The 13,413-nt window shown below is 55.6% G+C and carries 13 protein-coding genes and 1 pseudogene; 7 read left to right on the top strand and 7 right to left on the bottom strand.

The features are described from left to right. Window positions 1-73 precede the first annotated feature (73 nt). Window positions 74-1,645, top strand: a complete 1,572-nt coding sequence (gene tyrR, locus JEM67_RS15065; protein WP_004945094.1) for a transcriptional regulator TyrR — start codon at window positions 74-76, stop codon at window positions 1,643-1,645. A 62-nt stretch (window positions 1,646-1,707) separates the two neighbouring features. Here tyrR and tpx read toward each other — a convergent pair whose 3' ends face one another. Then, entirely contained in the window at window positions 1,708-2,211 is a 504-nt protein-coding gene (tpx, locus tag JEM67_RS15060) for a thiol peroxidase (RefSeq protein WP_199636009.1), read from the bottom strand. Window positions 2,212-2,434: 223 nt separating this feature from the next. On the opposite strand from tpx, the gene ycjG reads away from it, so the two are divergent. After that, the gene (ycjG, locus tag JEM67_RS15055) at window positions 2,435-3,415 is read left to right on the top strand and encodes an L-Ala-D/L-Glu epimerase (RefSeq protein WP_199636008.1); all 981 of its coding nucleotides are present in this window, start codon (window positions 2,435-2,437) and stop codon (window positions 3,413-3,415) included. On the opposite strand, the gene mpaA is transcribed toward ycjG, so the two are convergent. Then, a complete protein-coding gene (mpaA, locus tag JEM67_RS15050; protein WP_013813106.1) occupies window positions 3,412-4,119 on the bottom strand; it encodes a murein tripeptide amidase MpaA in 708 nt (235 codons plus the stop codon). The genes ycjG and mpaA overlap by 4 nt on opposite strands. Window positions 4,120-4,326: 207 nt before the next feature. On the opposite strand from mpaA, the gene JEM67_RS15045 reads away from it, so the two are divergent. Both JEM67_RS15045 and JEM67_RS15040 read left to right on the top strand, forming a co-directional pair. Next, on the top strand, window positions 4,327-4,677 hold the full coding sequence (locus tag JEM67_RS15045) for a hypothetical protein (protein WP_004945080.1): 351 nt from the start codon (window positions 4,327-4,329) through the stop codon (window positions 4,675-4,677). 157 nt (window positions 4,678-4,834) lie between these two features. Next, the gene (locus JEM67_RS15040) at window positions 4,835-6,469 is read left to right on the top strand and encodes a peptide ABC transporter substrate-binding protein (protein ID WP_199636007.1); all 1,635 of its coding nucleotides are present in this window, start codon (window positions 4,835-4,837) and stop codon (window positions 6,467-6,469) included. An 80-nt stretch (window positions 6,470-6,549) separates the two neighbouring features. On the opposite strand, the gene JEM67_RS15035 is transcribed toward JEM67_RS15040, so the two are convergent. After that, on the bottom strand, window positions 6,550-7,611 hold the full coding sequence (locus JEM67_RS15035) for a hypothetical protein (RefSeq protein WP_199636006.1): 1,062 nt from the start codon (window positions 7,609-7,611) through the stop codon (window positions 6,550-6,552). A 145-nt stretch (window positions 7,612-7,756) separates the two neighbouring features. On the opposite strand from JEM67_RS15035, the gene zntB reads away from it, so the two are divergent. Next, on the top strand, window positions 7,757-8,740 hold the full coding sequence (gene zntB / locus JEM67_RS15030) for a zinc transporter ZntB (RefSeq protein WP_004945070.1): 984 nt from the start codon (window positions 7,757-7,759) through the stop codon (window positions 8,738-8,740). 219 nt (window positions 8,741-8,959) lie between these two features. On the opposite strand, the gene JEM67_RS15025 is transcribed toward zntB, so the two are convergent. The 4 genes and pseudogenes from JEM67_RS15025 to JEM67_RS15010 all read right to left on the bottom strand — a co-directional run bounded on the left by JEM67_RS15025 (window position 8,960) and on the right by JEM67_RS15010 (window position 11,453). Next, window positions 8,960-9,358: a VOC family protein gene (locus tag JEM67_RS15025; RefSeq protein ID WP_199636005.1), complete on the bottom strand. Its 399-nt coding sequence runs from the start codon at window positions 9,356-9,358 to the stop codon at window positions 8,960-8,962. Window positions 9,359-9,500: 142 nt separating this feature from the next. Continuing rightward, window positions 9,501-10,439 (bottom strand): tRNA 2-thiocytidine(32) synthetase TtcA, encoded by a 939-nt coding sequence (ttcA, locus tag JEM67_RS15020; protein ID WP_013813102.1) that lies wholly within the window; start codon window positions 10,437-10,439, stop codon window positions 9,501-9,503. A 17-nt stretch (window positions 10,440-10,456) separates the two neighbouring features. Next, window positions 10,457-10,700, bottom strand: a pseudogene (locus tag JEM67_RS15015) (hypothetical protein); the annotation flags it as partial. Between the two features lie 39 nt (window positions 10,701-10,739). After that, complete coding sequence (locus JEM67_RS15010) at window positions 10,740-11,453, bottom strand: B3/B4 domain-containing protein (protein ID WP_199636004.1); 714 nt, start codon at window positions 11,451-11,453, stop codon at window positions 10,740-10,742. Window positions 11,454-11,496: 43 nt separating this feature from the next. On the opposite strand from JEM67_RS15010, the gene JEM67_RS15005 reads away from it, so the two are divergent. Together JEM67_RS15005 and JEM67_RS15000 are read left to right on the top strand one after the other, a co-directional pair. Beyond that, window positions 11,497-12,099, top strand: coding sequence for a helix-turn-helix domain-containing protein (locus tag JEM67_RS15005; protein ID WP_199636003.1), 603 nt, complete (start codon window positions 11,497-11,499; stop codon window positions 12,097-12,099). 70 nt (window positions 12,100-12,169) lie between these two features. Continuing rightward, window positions 12,170-13,411 (top strand): alginate lyase family protein, encoded by a 1,242-nt coding sequence (locus tag JEM67_RS15000; protein WP_199636002.1) that lies wholly within the window; start codon window positions 12,170-12,172, stop codon window positions 13,409-13,411. The last annotated feature ends 2 nt before the right edge of the window (window positions 13,412-13,413 follow it).

Raw genomic sequence — 13,413 nt, 5'->3', positions numbered from 1 at the left:
TTCTACCGCCCGGGGTGAGAGAGTATCATCATCGACAGTCATCCCCGCACCTGCAGAGATAAGGCCAATACTGATGCGTTTGGAAGTATTTTGCGAAGACCGGCTCGGTCTGACTCGAGAATTACTCGATCTTTTGGTATCGCGCAGCATCGATTTACGGGGTATCGAAATCGATCCCATCGGCCGCATTTACCTCAATTTTTCCCAGCTGGATTTTGACACCTTCCGCGCGCTGATGGCGGAGATCCGCCGCATTGCCGGCGTGACTGACGTGCGCACCGTTAACTTCATGCCGTCCGAGCGCGAACACCGTGCGTTGCGGGCGCTGCTGGAGTCGATGCCGGAGCCGGTATTTTCGATTGATATGCGGGGCAAGGTCGAGTTGGCCAACCCGGCGGCACAGGTGTTGTTCAGCTTCAGCGAAGATAAAATCCGCAATCAAACGGCTACGGCTCTGATTGGTGGCTATAACTTCAGCCGCTGGCTGGAGAGCGAACAAACGGCACCGCACTCAGAACGGGTCGTGATCCGCAGCCAGGATTTCCTGATGGATATCACGCCTATCTACCTGGAAGACGAAAACCAGCAGAACGCCACCGTTGGCGCGGTGGTCATGCTCAAGTCGACTGCACGCATGGGGCGCCAGCTACAGAACCTGTCGGTGAACGACGATACCGAATTCGATCATATCGTGGCCGTCAGCCCGAAAATGCGCCAGGTGCTGGAGCAGGCACGTAAACTGGCGATGCTGGATGCGCCGTTGCTGCTGGTCGGCGACACCGGTACCGGCAAAGACATTCTGGCTCGCGCCTGCCACCTGCGCAGCCCGCGTGGCAAACAGCCGTTCCTGGCGCTGAATTGCGCCGCACTGCCGGATGACGTGGTGGAAAGTGAGCTGTTCGGCCATGCGCCTGGCGCTTACCCCAATGCGCTGGAAGGCAAGAAAGGCTTCTTCGAACAGGCGCACGGCGGCTCGGTACTGCTGGATGAGATTGGGGAAATGTCGCCGCGCATGCAAACCAAACTGCTGCGTTTCATTAACGACGGCACTTTCCGCCGCGTAGGGGAAGAACACGAAGTACACGTGGATGTGCGGGTCATCTGCGCCACCCAGAAAAACTTGACGGAGCTGGTGCAACGCGGTGAATTCCGCGAGGATCTCTATTATCGGCTTAACGTGCTGACCATTACTATTCCGCCGCTGCGCGAACGTCCGCAGGACATCATGCCGTTGACCGAGCTGTTTGTGGCGCGCTTTGCCGACGAACAGGGTGTGGCGCGGCCGAAGTTGGCGAACGATCTGGGGAGTTTCCTCAGCAAGTACGGCTGGCCGGGCAATGTGCGACAGCTGAAAAATGCCATCTACCGCGCGCTGACGCAAACGGAAGGCTTTGAGCTGCGCCCGCAGGATATCGTACTGCCGGAATTTGAGGTCGAGATGTCGCTGGGTGACGAAGTGCTGGACGGCTCGCTGGACGATATCAGCAAACGCTTCGAGCGTTCGGTGCTGACGCGGTTATACCGCACTTACCCGAGCACGCGAAAACTGGCGAAACGCCTGGGGGTTTCGCATACCGCGATTGCCAACAAGCTGCGCGAGTATGGCCTCAGCAGCCGCAAGGCGGCGGGGGAAAGCGAAGAATAAAAAACGGGCGCCGCGGCGCCCGTTTCGTTTATCAGAGCCCGCGAAAGCCGGCCCCGATTACATCACTTCAGTGCAGCCAGCGCAGCATCGTAATCCGGCTCGTTGGTGATCTCATTCACCAGCTCGCTGTACAGCACATTGTCCTGGCCATCCAGCACCACGACTGCACGCGCAGTCAGACCCGCCAACGGGCCTTCAGCGATTTCGACGCCGTAAGCCTGTTTGAATTCTGCGCCACGCAGGGTGGACAGCGTCACTACGTTGCTCAGGCCTTCCGCGCCGCAGAAGCGTGACTGGGCGAACGGCAGATCGGAGGAGATGCACAGCACCACGGTATTATCCAGACCGCTGGCCAGTTGGTTGAATTTACGTACCGAGGCAGCGCAAACGCCGGTATCAATACTTGGGAAAATGTTCAGGACTTTGCGTTTACCCGCGAAGCTGATTAGCGCTACGTCTGACAGGTCTTTGGCAACCAACGAGAACGCTTTGGCTTGTTCGCCTGACTGTGGCAGATGGCCTGCAACGCTGACCGGGTTGCCTTGGAAATGTACTGTCTGAGTCATTGGCTTGGTTCCTTTTACAGGTGTTTATACAAAGGGGATGAACCTAATAAAATAGCCGCAATGGCTGGGTTTACCATTAGGTTCACGCCCTGGCGTCAGTTTAAGTCAACAATTGTGGGTTGGATATATAAAGTTTGCTAAATAGTTGTATATATTAGGTTGTGTCCAAAAAACATCCGCCCGTCAGCCCGTTTTTATACGCTATTTTCGCTCAGGAGCCGTTATGAGAAGCATGCGTTTTTACCCAGAAGCCTGGCCATTGCATACCGCCTTTGTCATTGCCCGCGGCAGCCGCACCGAAGCGAAAGTGGTGGTGGTCGAGATTGAACTGCAGGGTGTGCGCGGCATCGGCGAATGCACGCCGTATCCGCGCTATGACGAAAGCGAAGCCTCGGTGCTGGCGCAATTGGCGGAGGTAGCGCCGGCTATCGAACGGGGAGTGACGCGTGAGCAGTTGCAGCAGTTGATGCCTGCAGGCGCGGCGCGTAATGCGGTGGATTCGGCGCTATGGGATCTGGAGTGCCGCCTCAGCGGCCAGAGCCGCTGGCAGCGCAGCGGTGTCACGGAGCCGGACCGCATCCTGATGGCGCAAACCGTCAGCATCGGCTCGCCGGAGGCAATGGCGTTCGCCGCGCGCGAACTCGACCAGCAGGGGGCACGGCTGTTGAAAATCAAGCTGGATAATCACCTGATCAGCGAACGGCTGGTGGCCATCCGCGCAGCGGTGCCGGATGCGACGCTGATCGTCGATGCCAACGAGTCCTGGCAGGCGGAAGGCCTGGCTGCGCGTTGCCAACTGTTGGCGGATCTGGGGGTGGCCATGTTGGAGCAGCCGCTGCCGGCAGCCGATGACGGCGCGCTGGAGAACTTTATCCACCCGTTGCCGATTTGTGCCGATGAGAGTTGCCACACCAGCCGCGATTTGCCGGCGCTTATCGGCCGCTATCAGATGGTCAATATCAAGTTGGATAAAACAGGCGGCCTGACGGAGGCGCTGGTTTTGGCTAAGCAGGCGCGGGAGCAGGGGTTCGCCATTATGCTCGGCTGCATGTTGTGTACTTCACGGGCGATCAACGCGGCGTTACCACTGGCCCCAGGGGCGCGCTTTGTGGATCTGGATGGCCCGACCTGGCTGGCGAAGGACGTCGACGCGGGGCTGGATTTTGACTATGGGGCGATCAATCTCGCCCCAAGGCAGAATTAATCCTGGTAGGTCAACAGCTCTACCATTGCATCAAGATAGCTCTCGCTGGCGGCATCGGCGGAGATCGGCGGGAATTCGGCGGTAATGCAGGGCAACGACAAATCGGCGCACCAACTGCCGAACGAACCCGGCGTCTCGTAGCCCACGCTGGTGACCAGCGGCAAAGCAAACTTATGTGAAAGCCAGACACCGAGTTGGGAACTGGCGGGATCTTCAATGCAGGCCAGGGGTTCATGAAACGACACCACCCAGTGCGGTTTCAACCGGTGAATCAGGTGGCACAGCGCCTGGGTTTCCGGTTCTGAACCGGGGCGGCCGCCGGTTGACAGCTTCACATCCCGTGCCTCCGCTGCACTGTTCCAACGATAAACCGTATCGCCGGAGCGCCAGTTGGCGGCGGGGAAATTACGGTTCAGATCAACGCCGTTGGCATTGGCGCGTAACCCCAGTTGGCACCCGTCGGGATTGACCGCCAGTATCACGTGATGGCGCAGCCGGTTTGGCGCAATGCTGCGTAGCGCACAAGAAAGGGTGACGATAGCGGCCCCCTCGTCACCGTGGGTACCGGCGATGATCAGCCCGGTTTCCGGCCCGCTGATGGCCGCGGGGAAATAGAGCAGCGGCGCTCCTAACAGCGAACTGCCGTAATTCTCTCCTGCAACGGCCAATTGGCCACGTTCACTGCGCGGTCGATGCTGGATCATGGTGTTGTCCCTGGGTTAAATGTCGAGAGTCATTATCATTTTATTCAGTGTATTACGCTTTGGCTTATCTTTCCCAGAGCAATTGTTTCACCTTTGCCTGATATGTGAGCTGTGCATTGGCACAGGCAACAATAAAACCGCGCCGGTCATTTCGCTGTTGTTATACTATCGGCAAAGCTAACCCAATAACCAAGCAGGGGATTTAACATGCCAGTAGCCAGAATAGTTGCCAGCTATAGCGAAAATGAAAAGGATACCATCACGCTGCTGTGCGGCGTGGATGAGGAAAACCAGATCCGTCAGGGGGAATGGTTCGGCGTGGTGAAGAATGATGACGGGCGTGGCGATGAGTCCAATTATCCCTTTACTCTGCACGTTGACTACCAGAAAAACACCTTCTATCTCGACTATGGTTATGACGATGCCGAGTCGCGCCAGATGCAGAAGACCGATATATATTCTAAACCGCTCGCCGAACAAAGCTTCTTCACCATTTTCGACGAGGAAGAAGGTGAAGAGTTCAGTTACCGCATCAACAGCATTCACCTTTACGACTAACTCTCCCTGAAACAAAAATGCCCGTGTCGACGTTGTCGCAGGGCATTTTTTATTGTCTGGCCCTCAGTTTTTGCATCTTGTCCGCCCAGGGCTATAGGTGAGACGGATCTTGTGCTATATGATAAAAAATTCAGATGGTTAACGGGGATGAATCAGAATGACGAGAAGAAAAATTCAGCAAGGTTTTCGTTTGGCGTTGTGTGCAGTGGCTATCGGCGCAGGATTGAGCAGCGCGATGGCGGCGCAGGTTCCCCCAGGCACCACTCTGGCGGAAAAGCAGGAAATTGTTCGCCATATTAAAGATGAGCCGGCCTCACTGGATCCGATCAAGGCCGTGGGCTTGCCGGAGGCGCAACTGGCACGTGACCTGTTCGAAGGGCTGGTGAATCAGGATGCCAACGGCAAGGTGATCCCCGGCGTCGCCACCCGTTGGCAGACGACTGATAATCAAACCTATATCTTCACGCTGCGCAAAGATGCGCGCTGGTCAAATGGTGACCCTGTAACGGCGAAGGATTTCGTTTATAGCTGGCAACGCCTGGTTGAGCCGAAGAACCTGTCCCCCTTTGCCTGGTTCGCCCAACTGGCCGGAATTCAGAACGCCGACGAGATCATCACCGGTAAGCTGCCTGCCGATAAGCTGGGCGTAACGGCGTTGGATGACTACACCTTTAAAGTGCAGTTGAATAAACCGGTACCGTACTTTGTCAGCCTGACCGCCAACTTTAGCCTGTTCCCGGTGAACCGGTCGGTGGTGGAGAAGTTCGGCAATGACTGGACCAAAGTCGGTAACCTGGTGGGGAACGGTGCGTTTAAACTGCAGGAGCGGGTGGTCAATGAGAAACTGGTGCTGACGCCAAATGAACACTATTGGGATCATGCGCATACCGTGCTGACCAAAGTGACCTTTGTGCCGATCAACCAGGAGTCCAATGCCACCAAACGTTATCTGGCCGGCGATATAGATATCACTGAATCCTTCCCGAAAAATATGTACCAGAAGTTGCTGAAAGATATCCCGGATCAGGTTTATACCCCGGATCAGCTCGGCACCTATTATTACGCTTTCAATACCCAACGTGCGCCGACCAATGATGTGCGAGTGCGTAAAGCGCTGTCTTATGCAATCGACCGTAAAATTATCGCCGAAAAAGTGCTGGGCACCGGTGAGAAGCCGGCTTATCACTTCACGCCGGACGTCACCGCCGGGTTCAAACCGGAAGTGAGCCTGATGCAGCAGCAATCGCAGGCGGAACTGAATGCGCAGGCCAAGGCGTTGATGCAGGCCGCCGGCTACGGCCCAAATAATCCACTGAAGCTGACGCTGCTGTACAACACTTCGGAAAGCCATCAGAAAATCGCGATTGCCGTGGCGTCGATGTGGAAGAAAACGCTCGGGATTGACGTCAAGTTGCAAAACCAGGAATGGAAAACCTATATCGACAGCCGCAACACCGGTAACTTCGACGTCGTGCGTGCTTCCTGGGTGGGCGATTACAACGAGGCATCGACCTTCCTGTCGCTGCTGAGTTCTTCCCACAGCGGCAACATCGCCAAGTTCAAGAGCGCCAAGTATGACAATCTGCTGGCGCAGGCTAGCCGGGAAACCAACGCAAAGGCCCTGACGGCGGATTACAATAAAGCGGAACAGATCATTGCGGAACAGGCGCCGATCGCGCCAATTTACCAGTACACCAACGGTCGCCTGATCAAGCCTTGGGTCAAAGGGTACCCGATCACCAACCCGGAGGACGTGGCCTACAGCCAGACAATGTATATTTTGCAGCATTGATCTGCCGCGTTATTTGCTACGCATTTTTATCAGACCCCGCTAAATGGCGGGGTTTTATTTTTGTGGCAGAATCATAGCGGTTATGGCGCCTCAAACAACGCCCTACGCACAATGGCTGAAGGAAATACGCAAGACACGTTGTGCGCGCAGCCGGGGACGATCAGCAACTGACGTTTGGCGCCAGGGGCGATAAAACGCCGATCGTAAGCCGCGTAGGCGATGCCGCGTTGCAGACGGTAGAGGCCCTGAGCCTGCGCGGCGCAGGATTTGTCGAGTATTTTGTAGAAGGCGCCTGGCGCGTTGCCGGTATCTTTTTCGCCCTCAATATAAGTGATGTCCGCTGCGGCATAGCGCCGGCTTACCGTCTCGCGGGTTTGGTCATGAAAAGCGGGGATATTTTCCAGACCGTATTTCCAGTGGTTTAGGTTCAGGCACGAGTCGGTGTTAACTTCTGTCCAGGTAAAATCGCAGCCTTTTTCCTGACTGCAACTGCGCCAGTCGACAACCGGCTGTGGCCGGAGGCGATCAAAGTAAAGCCAACTGCCGGGGTCGGAAATGACATAACGCACGCTCACGCCGGTGGGTACCTCCGCAAACCCGACGTAGTGCTGCACGAACTGCGCGCCGGCGGAAAACCCAGCGACAGTGACCCACCGTAACTGCGGCCATTTGATTTTCAGTTCGGCGATCAATTGGTCAAGCGCGGCAAACGAGCTCACTGTTGACTGTAAATCCAACCCACCCTCGATCCAGGAGCTGCAACTCCACAAGGCATCACCCGGCTGCGCCGCAGGAACGCCGGGCGAATGGCAGCGCCTGGCCTGCGCGGTGGGAACCGGATAGAGCGGCGCAACCAATAAAGTATCGTCGATTTTACCTGCCAGTTGCGCCGCCTTCAGGGCCGCAGCCAGCGTTTTCCCGGCGTCTCTCGGGTGACCGTGAAGCACGATTAACGCGGAATGCGGTGTTCGCCCGTGGGTTTTTGCGACGTAGTAAGGCAAATTACCCGCCGAGTCGCCGAGCTTGAGCTGATAGGCATCAGCGATACTCTCGAGCGAATCTTCTGCGGCAAACAGCGGATAGAATGGCGCAGGAGCAAGCGTCAAAATAGAAGCCAACAGTAACGTCGATGTGTATTTCATGGGGGCCTGGCTGAGCGTTGGTCGTTATTCACCCATGTTAGCGCATAAGGTGCGAGTCAGGGGTAAGCATCAAGCGGCTTTATCTTTGAGTCGCAAAACATTAACGCTAGACTCTGGTGTAACTGAAAAGCGAAGGGGATAAGGAATGGATGTCATTGAGGGGCGCGAGTTACAGGTTCCTGATGCGGTGTATGCCTACCAGTTAGACGGCAAAGGTGGCGTAACATCGATTGACTACGATGATAAAATCACCTGCGATGAGCCTTGCTGGCTGCATCTGGATTATGCGCATCCGGCCAGCGCTGAATGGCTGAACACTACGCCGCTGTTGCCGGATGCGGTAAGAGAAGCGTTATCAGGGGAAAGCTCACGCCCTCGGGTCAGCCGCCTGGGGGATGGCACCATGATCACGTTACGCAGCATTAATTTCAACGCCAACTCACGTCCGGATCAGTTGGTGACCATCCGCGTTTACTTGACCGATAAACTGATCGTTTCCACCCGGCACCGTAAGGTGTACTCCATCGATCAGGTGGTGAACGATCTGCAAAGCGGCGCCGGGCCGACCAACAGCGGCAACTGGCTGGTGGAGGTTTCCGATGCGCTGAACGATCACACCAGCGATTTTATCGAGGATCTGCACGATAAGATCATCGATCTGGAAGATGCGCTTTTGGAGCAGCAAATCCCGGAACGTGGGCAGTTGGCGCTGATCCGCAAACAACTGATTGTGTTGCGCCGTTACATGGCGCCGCAGCGCGACGTATTTTCCCGGCTGGCGAGCGAGCGGTTGCCTTGGATGAACGATGACGATCGACGCCGTATGCAAGATGTTGCCGACCGGCTGGGGCGCGGTCTGGACGATCTGGATGGCAGCATTGCGCGTACCGCGATCCTTTCCGATGAAATTACCACCGTGATGGCCGATGCCATGAACCGCCGAACTTACACCATGTCGCTACTGGCAATGGTATTTTTGCCCACCACGTTTTTGACCGGATTATTCGGCGTTAACCTGGGCGGCATTCCCGGCGGTGGCAATCCCTTTGGTTTTGCCACGTTTTGCTTGATGCTGACGGGGTTGGTGCTCGGCGTGGCCTGGTGGTTGAAACGCAGCCGCTGGCTGTAGCCAAAAAAGCGCGAAAACCCGGTTAACATTGAGCGATATCAACTTTTGCCGGGCGGAAATGGGGCATGATCTCTCTCGCAGGTGAATGCAACGTCAAGCGATGGGCGTTGCGCTCCATAATTGTCTTACTTTCTTATTATTTAGAATTACTGCATAGCACATTGATTCATACGATGCCGGTCTAACCACCGGCATTTTTTTGTCTGCAGTTTACCGCCTTCAGGCTGTGCTTTCGTCCCAGAAACTGGCCTCGATTTTATGCCCGTCCAGATCGCGAACAAAGCACCCGTAATACGCTTCGCCATAGTGTGGTCGTGATCCTGGTGCTCCTTCATCTTTCGCGCCGGCCTGCAGCGCCAGTCGGTAAAACTCATCGACCTGCTGTTTGCTGGTGGCGAAAAAACCTACGTGCACGCCGTTACCGGCAGATGCGGGTTGGTTATCGATCGGTACCTGCAACCAGAACTCCGGGTAATCACGGCCATAGCCAATAGCGCCAGGGTGCTCCAGCACTCGCCGACAGCCCAATGCGGAGAGCGTACTATCGTAAAACTCGGCGGCGGCATCGAAATGATTGGTACCCAGGGAAACATGGGATAAGCAGGGGGTAATGTTCATCGGCAATCTCCTTATGACTGTATGAATACACAGTATAGAGGAAAGGTGGTGCTGTCCGATAAATTATGCTGAAATTGTGAGCAGGATCTAAAACTGTCGGGAGGAAAAAACGCCGCCCGCAGATAACGGGCAGCGCCAAGGTTTACTTGATTTCGAGAACGTTTAAACGCTCCAGTGGCGGAGCAGTTTCATCTGCATCCTCCGGCTGCCAACCGACCGGTTGCATCGGAATATCTTCGCGATCAAAGGCCAGATCGCCACCGTCTACCACTTCGCTGCCGTGGTGAATTTCTTTGAAATCAAACAGATTGTAATCGCTCAGGTGTGAAGGCACCACGTTTTGCATTGCGCTGAACATGGTTTCCAGACGGCCCGGATAGCGTTTATCCCAGTCGCGCAGCATGTCGCCAATCACCTGACGCTGCAGGTTGGGCTGTGAACCGCACAGGTTACACGGAATAATGGGGAATTCTTTGGCCACCGAGAAACGCTCGATATCCTTTTCGCGGCAATAGGCCAGTGGGCGGATCACCACATGCTTGCCATCGTCGCTCATCAGTTTGGGTGGCATACCTTTCAGTTTGCCGCCGTAGAACATATTGAGGAACAGCGTTTGCAGAATGTCGTCACGGTGGTGGCCAAGGGCAATCTTGGTCGCGCCCAGTTCGGTGGCGGTCCGGTAAAGAATACCGCGGCGCAGGCGTGAACACAGTGAGCAGGTAGTTTTGCCTTCAGGGATCTTGTCCTTGACGATGCTGTAGGTGTTTTCTTCGACAATCTTGTATTCCACCCCCAGACCTTCCAGATAAGCCGGCAGGATATGCTCGGGGAAGCCCGGCTGTTTCTGGTCGAGGTTGACCGCCACCAGCGAGAAGTTCACCGGCGCGCTTTGCTGCAGGTTACGCAGGATTTCCAGCATGGTGTAGCTGTCTTTGCCACCGGACAGGCAGACCATGATGCGGTCGCCTTCTTCAATCATGTTGAAATCGGCGATCGCCTGGCCCACGTTGCGACGCAGGCGCTTTTGCAATTTGTTGAGGTTGTACTGCTCTTTTTGACTAACGGTTTGTTTTTCTGACATTTAAATCGTGCTCGTTTTCAATTGGGGGCACTATGGGGGCATGACATGTAGACCGCGAGTTTAGCATTTAACAGGCGGTTTGGGTCATTATTCATTTCTTCCCTGTTTGCCCCCGAGGCCTTGAAGACCCTGTGCGCATATCATGCCCCATCTGGTTTGCGATAAAAATGGGTTCGCGCCTGCTGACAACAACCAGCAGGCAAAAGTATGTCGCGTATGGTACGGATTACGCCGCCGAATACCAGCGCGTTTTATGCATGAGCCCAGACATGGCACAATGAGGAGCGAAAGCCGTCTTTTTTACTTTGTTTGATGCTCTTCAACCAGATCGAAACCAATCAGTGTCTGCTCGGTTTTTACGCCCGGCATCATCTGATGCAGTCCCTTGATCAGTTCCTCGCCGGCATCATACAACGCCTGTAACGGCATGGCCGGCAGGCTTTCCAGAATAAACCACATCTTGCCGGCATCTGCGCTCAACCGGGTTCTTACCCCCTGGCGCCAGTTCCAGCGACGGCAAGTTACCCCCAGATCGTCGCGCCAGACGACTTCACCTTGTTCCGGCGATTCATGCGCCATTTCACCGTCTTTTATCGTATCAAACAGTTCGCTTCCATCGGCAACCACCAACCTGGGTTGCCCGACATAGGCTTCAATATTTTCCCCGCCAACGGGAATGGCATAGCGAATGCTGATGGCATTATAAAGATCAACTACGGGGTCGATACTGGGTAGCGAGCCGTCTCGCAGAACCCGTTTGCGCAAAGCTTCCGCTGAACAAGGGGTGCGTTTGGGTTTGGCGCCGAATCGGGTAAATACCTCTCCCCAGGCGGCAAGATGAGCCTCAGCCCAGGGCGCGTCACCCGCAGAAAGAGAATGACAAGCCTGTTCCAAAGCCTGGTCGGCAATCTTCGGGTTGGTAATAGGCGCGGCTTCAACCGCAATGCTTAAGGCTCTGAAACCGGGCGCCACGGAGGAAACCTTGGGATCGATTGACGGAAGAACTGAAAACATCTGATAATCCTATAATGACTAATTTATTTCATGGTAATGACTAATGACCAATAAAGTCAATATATCGACCGAGCACGGGGCAGACATTCAAACTGTCAATGAAGCGGTTTCAAGCACCATCAAACAGCACCGCAAAAACAAGAAATTGACGCTTGATGAGCTATCACGCAGGGCTGGCGTCAGCAAAGGGATGCTGGTAGAAATCGAGAAGGGTGCAGCGAATCCGAGCATTGCCATATTGTGCAAAATAGCGGCGGCGCTGGGCCTGTCTGTCGCCGATGTCGTTAATGTCACCGATGCGCCCTCCGCCTACCTTATCGATAAAAAAGATATACCTACATTATGGACGGGTGACTCGGGCGGAACAGCCTGTTTGCTGGCGGGGACGCGTGGGCCGAATATGATTGAGCTGTGGCGCTGGGAGATGTTTCCTGATGAGCTGTTTGCCTCTGCGGGCCATCCTCAAGGCACTTTCGAGCTGCTGCATGTTGAGCAGGGCGTTCTCAACCTGAAGGTGGGGAGTACCGAGATGATTATTCCTGAGGGCTCCTCTGCCGTCGCCAGCACCGATGTACCGCATCATTATTCAAATCGGGGTGAGGGGAAATTGGTCTTCACCATGACCGTGGCCGAACTTCACTCCTGACATAAAGTAGGTTTGCCGGGAGTTATCCCAAGGGCGAGTCTGTATAAGAGGTCATATGGCAGGGAGGATTATGCGTAAATTCTTGCAGGCCGGGTTATTGCTTTGTTTTACGTCGTTTGCGGCCCACGCCGCAGAGTGCTGCATTTTCTTGCAGCAACCTTCGCTGTCGCAGGTAAAAGCCCATCTCAGCGGTGACGCTAACTATAAGCGGCTGCTGCAGGACGCCGACAGCGCGATGCACAAACCCTTGCTCAGCGTGACCGAGAAAGGCCTGCTCCCAGCCAGCGGCGACAAGCACGATTACCTGAGTCTCGGTGCCTACTGGTGGCCGGATGCCGGCAAAGCGAACGGGTTGCCCTGGGTGCGCCGAGATGGGCTTGTGAATCCGGCCAGTAAAAACGAGCAGAGTGATGGCGTGCGGCTGGCGGAGTTCACTCAGCGGGTACAGATTCTGACGTTGGCGGGCTATTTCTCCGGGCAACAACGCTATAGCGACAGGGCGATCGCGTTGATCCGCGCCTGGTTTATCAACCCGCAAACGCGGATGAACCCGAACCTCAACTACGCACAGGGTATTCCAGGGCGAGACAGCGGCCGTGGTAACGGCATTCTGGACGGGCGTTATTTCGCCACCCGCATTGTCGACAGCCTGCTGCTGTTGCGCCAGACGCCAGGCTGGACGGTGGCCGATGAAAGCCGGACGCGGCAATGGTTTAGCAGCTACCTCGATTGGCTGTTGCACAGCCCCGCCGGCAAGCAGGAAGCCGCCGCGAAGAATAACCACGGCAGTTGGTACGCCGTTCAGGTGGCGGGTATTGCCGCCTGGCTCGGGCGTGATGAAGTGGTGCGGGAGATGGCGACGCTGACGCAGCATAAGCTTGATTTACAACTTGCCGTTAACGGCTCGCAGCCGCAAGAATTGTTGCGCACCCGTTCGTTCCATTACAGCTATTTCAATTTGCAGGCGTTGGTGCTGATGGCCGGGGTGGCGCAGCGGCAGGACATTGACTTGTGGCATTACCGCACGGCCCAGGGCAGTTCGTTGTTGGCGGCGTTGGACTTTATGGCACCTTACGTTGATGCAGGGCGGAAATGGCCCTATCCAAGCCTTGATCGGGTTGGGGTGCGCATCGTGCCGCTGTTGATTCAGGCAGATAGCCTAATGAAAACAGATCGTTACCAGCCAGTGATTGAGAAGGCGCAGTTCGACGTTGCGCAAGGGCAGGGAAAAGAAAACTATGTGCGCGGTGCGGTAAAAGAAGCGCAGCGGCAAAGCTGGTTGGAAGCAGGGCGCGAACCGGTCGCGCCCTGAAG

The organism is Serratia sp. PAMC26656, assembly GCF_016469055.2.
Classification (GTDB): Bacteria; Pseudomonadota; Gammaproteobacteria; order Enterobacterales; family Enterobacteriaceae; genus Serratia; species Serratia plymuthica.
Note: the sequence above shows the minus strand (reverse complement) of the source record. Positions and strands in the feature narration are given on the sequence as shown.

Coding starts and splice junctions, on each gene's coding strand:
- JEM67_RS15025 (WP_199636005.1), bottom strand. CDS start 9,358: ATGAACATTACCCCCTGCTTATCCCATGTTTCCCTGGGTACCAATCAT.
- JEM67_RS15010 (WP_199636004.1), bottom strand. CDS start 11,453: ATGTTTTCAGTTCTTCCGTCAATCGATCCCAAGGTTTCCTCCGTGGCG.
- mpaA (WP_013813106.1), bottom strand. CDS start 4,119: ATGATCCAGCATCGACCGCGCAGTGAACGTGGCCAATTGGCCGTTGCA.
- JEM67_RS15045 (WP_004945080.1), top strand. CDS start 4,327: ATGCCAGTAGCCAGAATAGTTGCCAGCTATAGCGAAAATGAAAAGGAT.
- JEM67_RS15040 (WP_199636007.1), top strand. CDS start 4,835: ATGACGAGAAGAAAAATTCAGCAAGGTTTTCGTTTGGCGTTGTGTGCA.
- ttcA (WP_013813102.1), bottom strand. CDS start 10,439: ATGTCAGAAAAACAAACCGTTAGTCAAAAAGAGCAGTACAACCTCAAC.
- zntB (WP_004945070.1), top strand. CDS start 7,757: ATGGATGTCATTGAGGGGCGCGAGTTACAGGTTCCTGATGCGGTGTAT.
- JEM67_RS15035 (WP_199636006.1), bottom strand. CDS start 7,611: ATGAAATACACATCGACGTTACTGTTGGCTTCTATTTTGACGCTTGCT.
- tpx (WP_199636009.1), bottom strand. CDS start 2,211: ATGACTCAGACAGTACATTTCCAAGGCAACCCGGTCAGCGTTGCAGGC.
- tyrR (WP_004945094.1), top strand. CDS start 74: ATGCGTTTGGAAGTATTTTGCGAAGACCGGCTCGGTCTGACTCGAGAA.
- ycjG (WP_199636008.1), top strand. CDS start 2,435: ATGAGAAGCATGCGTTTTTACCCAGAAGCCTGGCCATTGCATACCGCC.
- JEM67_RS15000 (WP_199636002.1), top strand. CDS start 12,170: ATGCGTAAATTCTTGCAGGCCGGGTTATTGCTTTGTTTTACGTCGTTT.
- JEM67_RS15005 (WP_199636003.1), top strand. CDS start 11,497: ATGACCAATAAAGTCAATATATCGACCGAGCACGGGGCAGACATTCAA.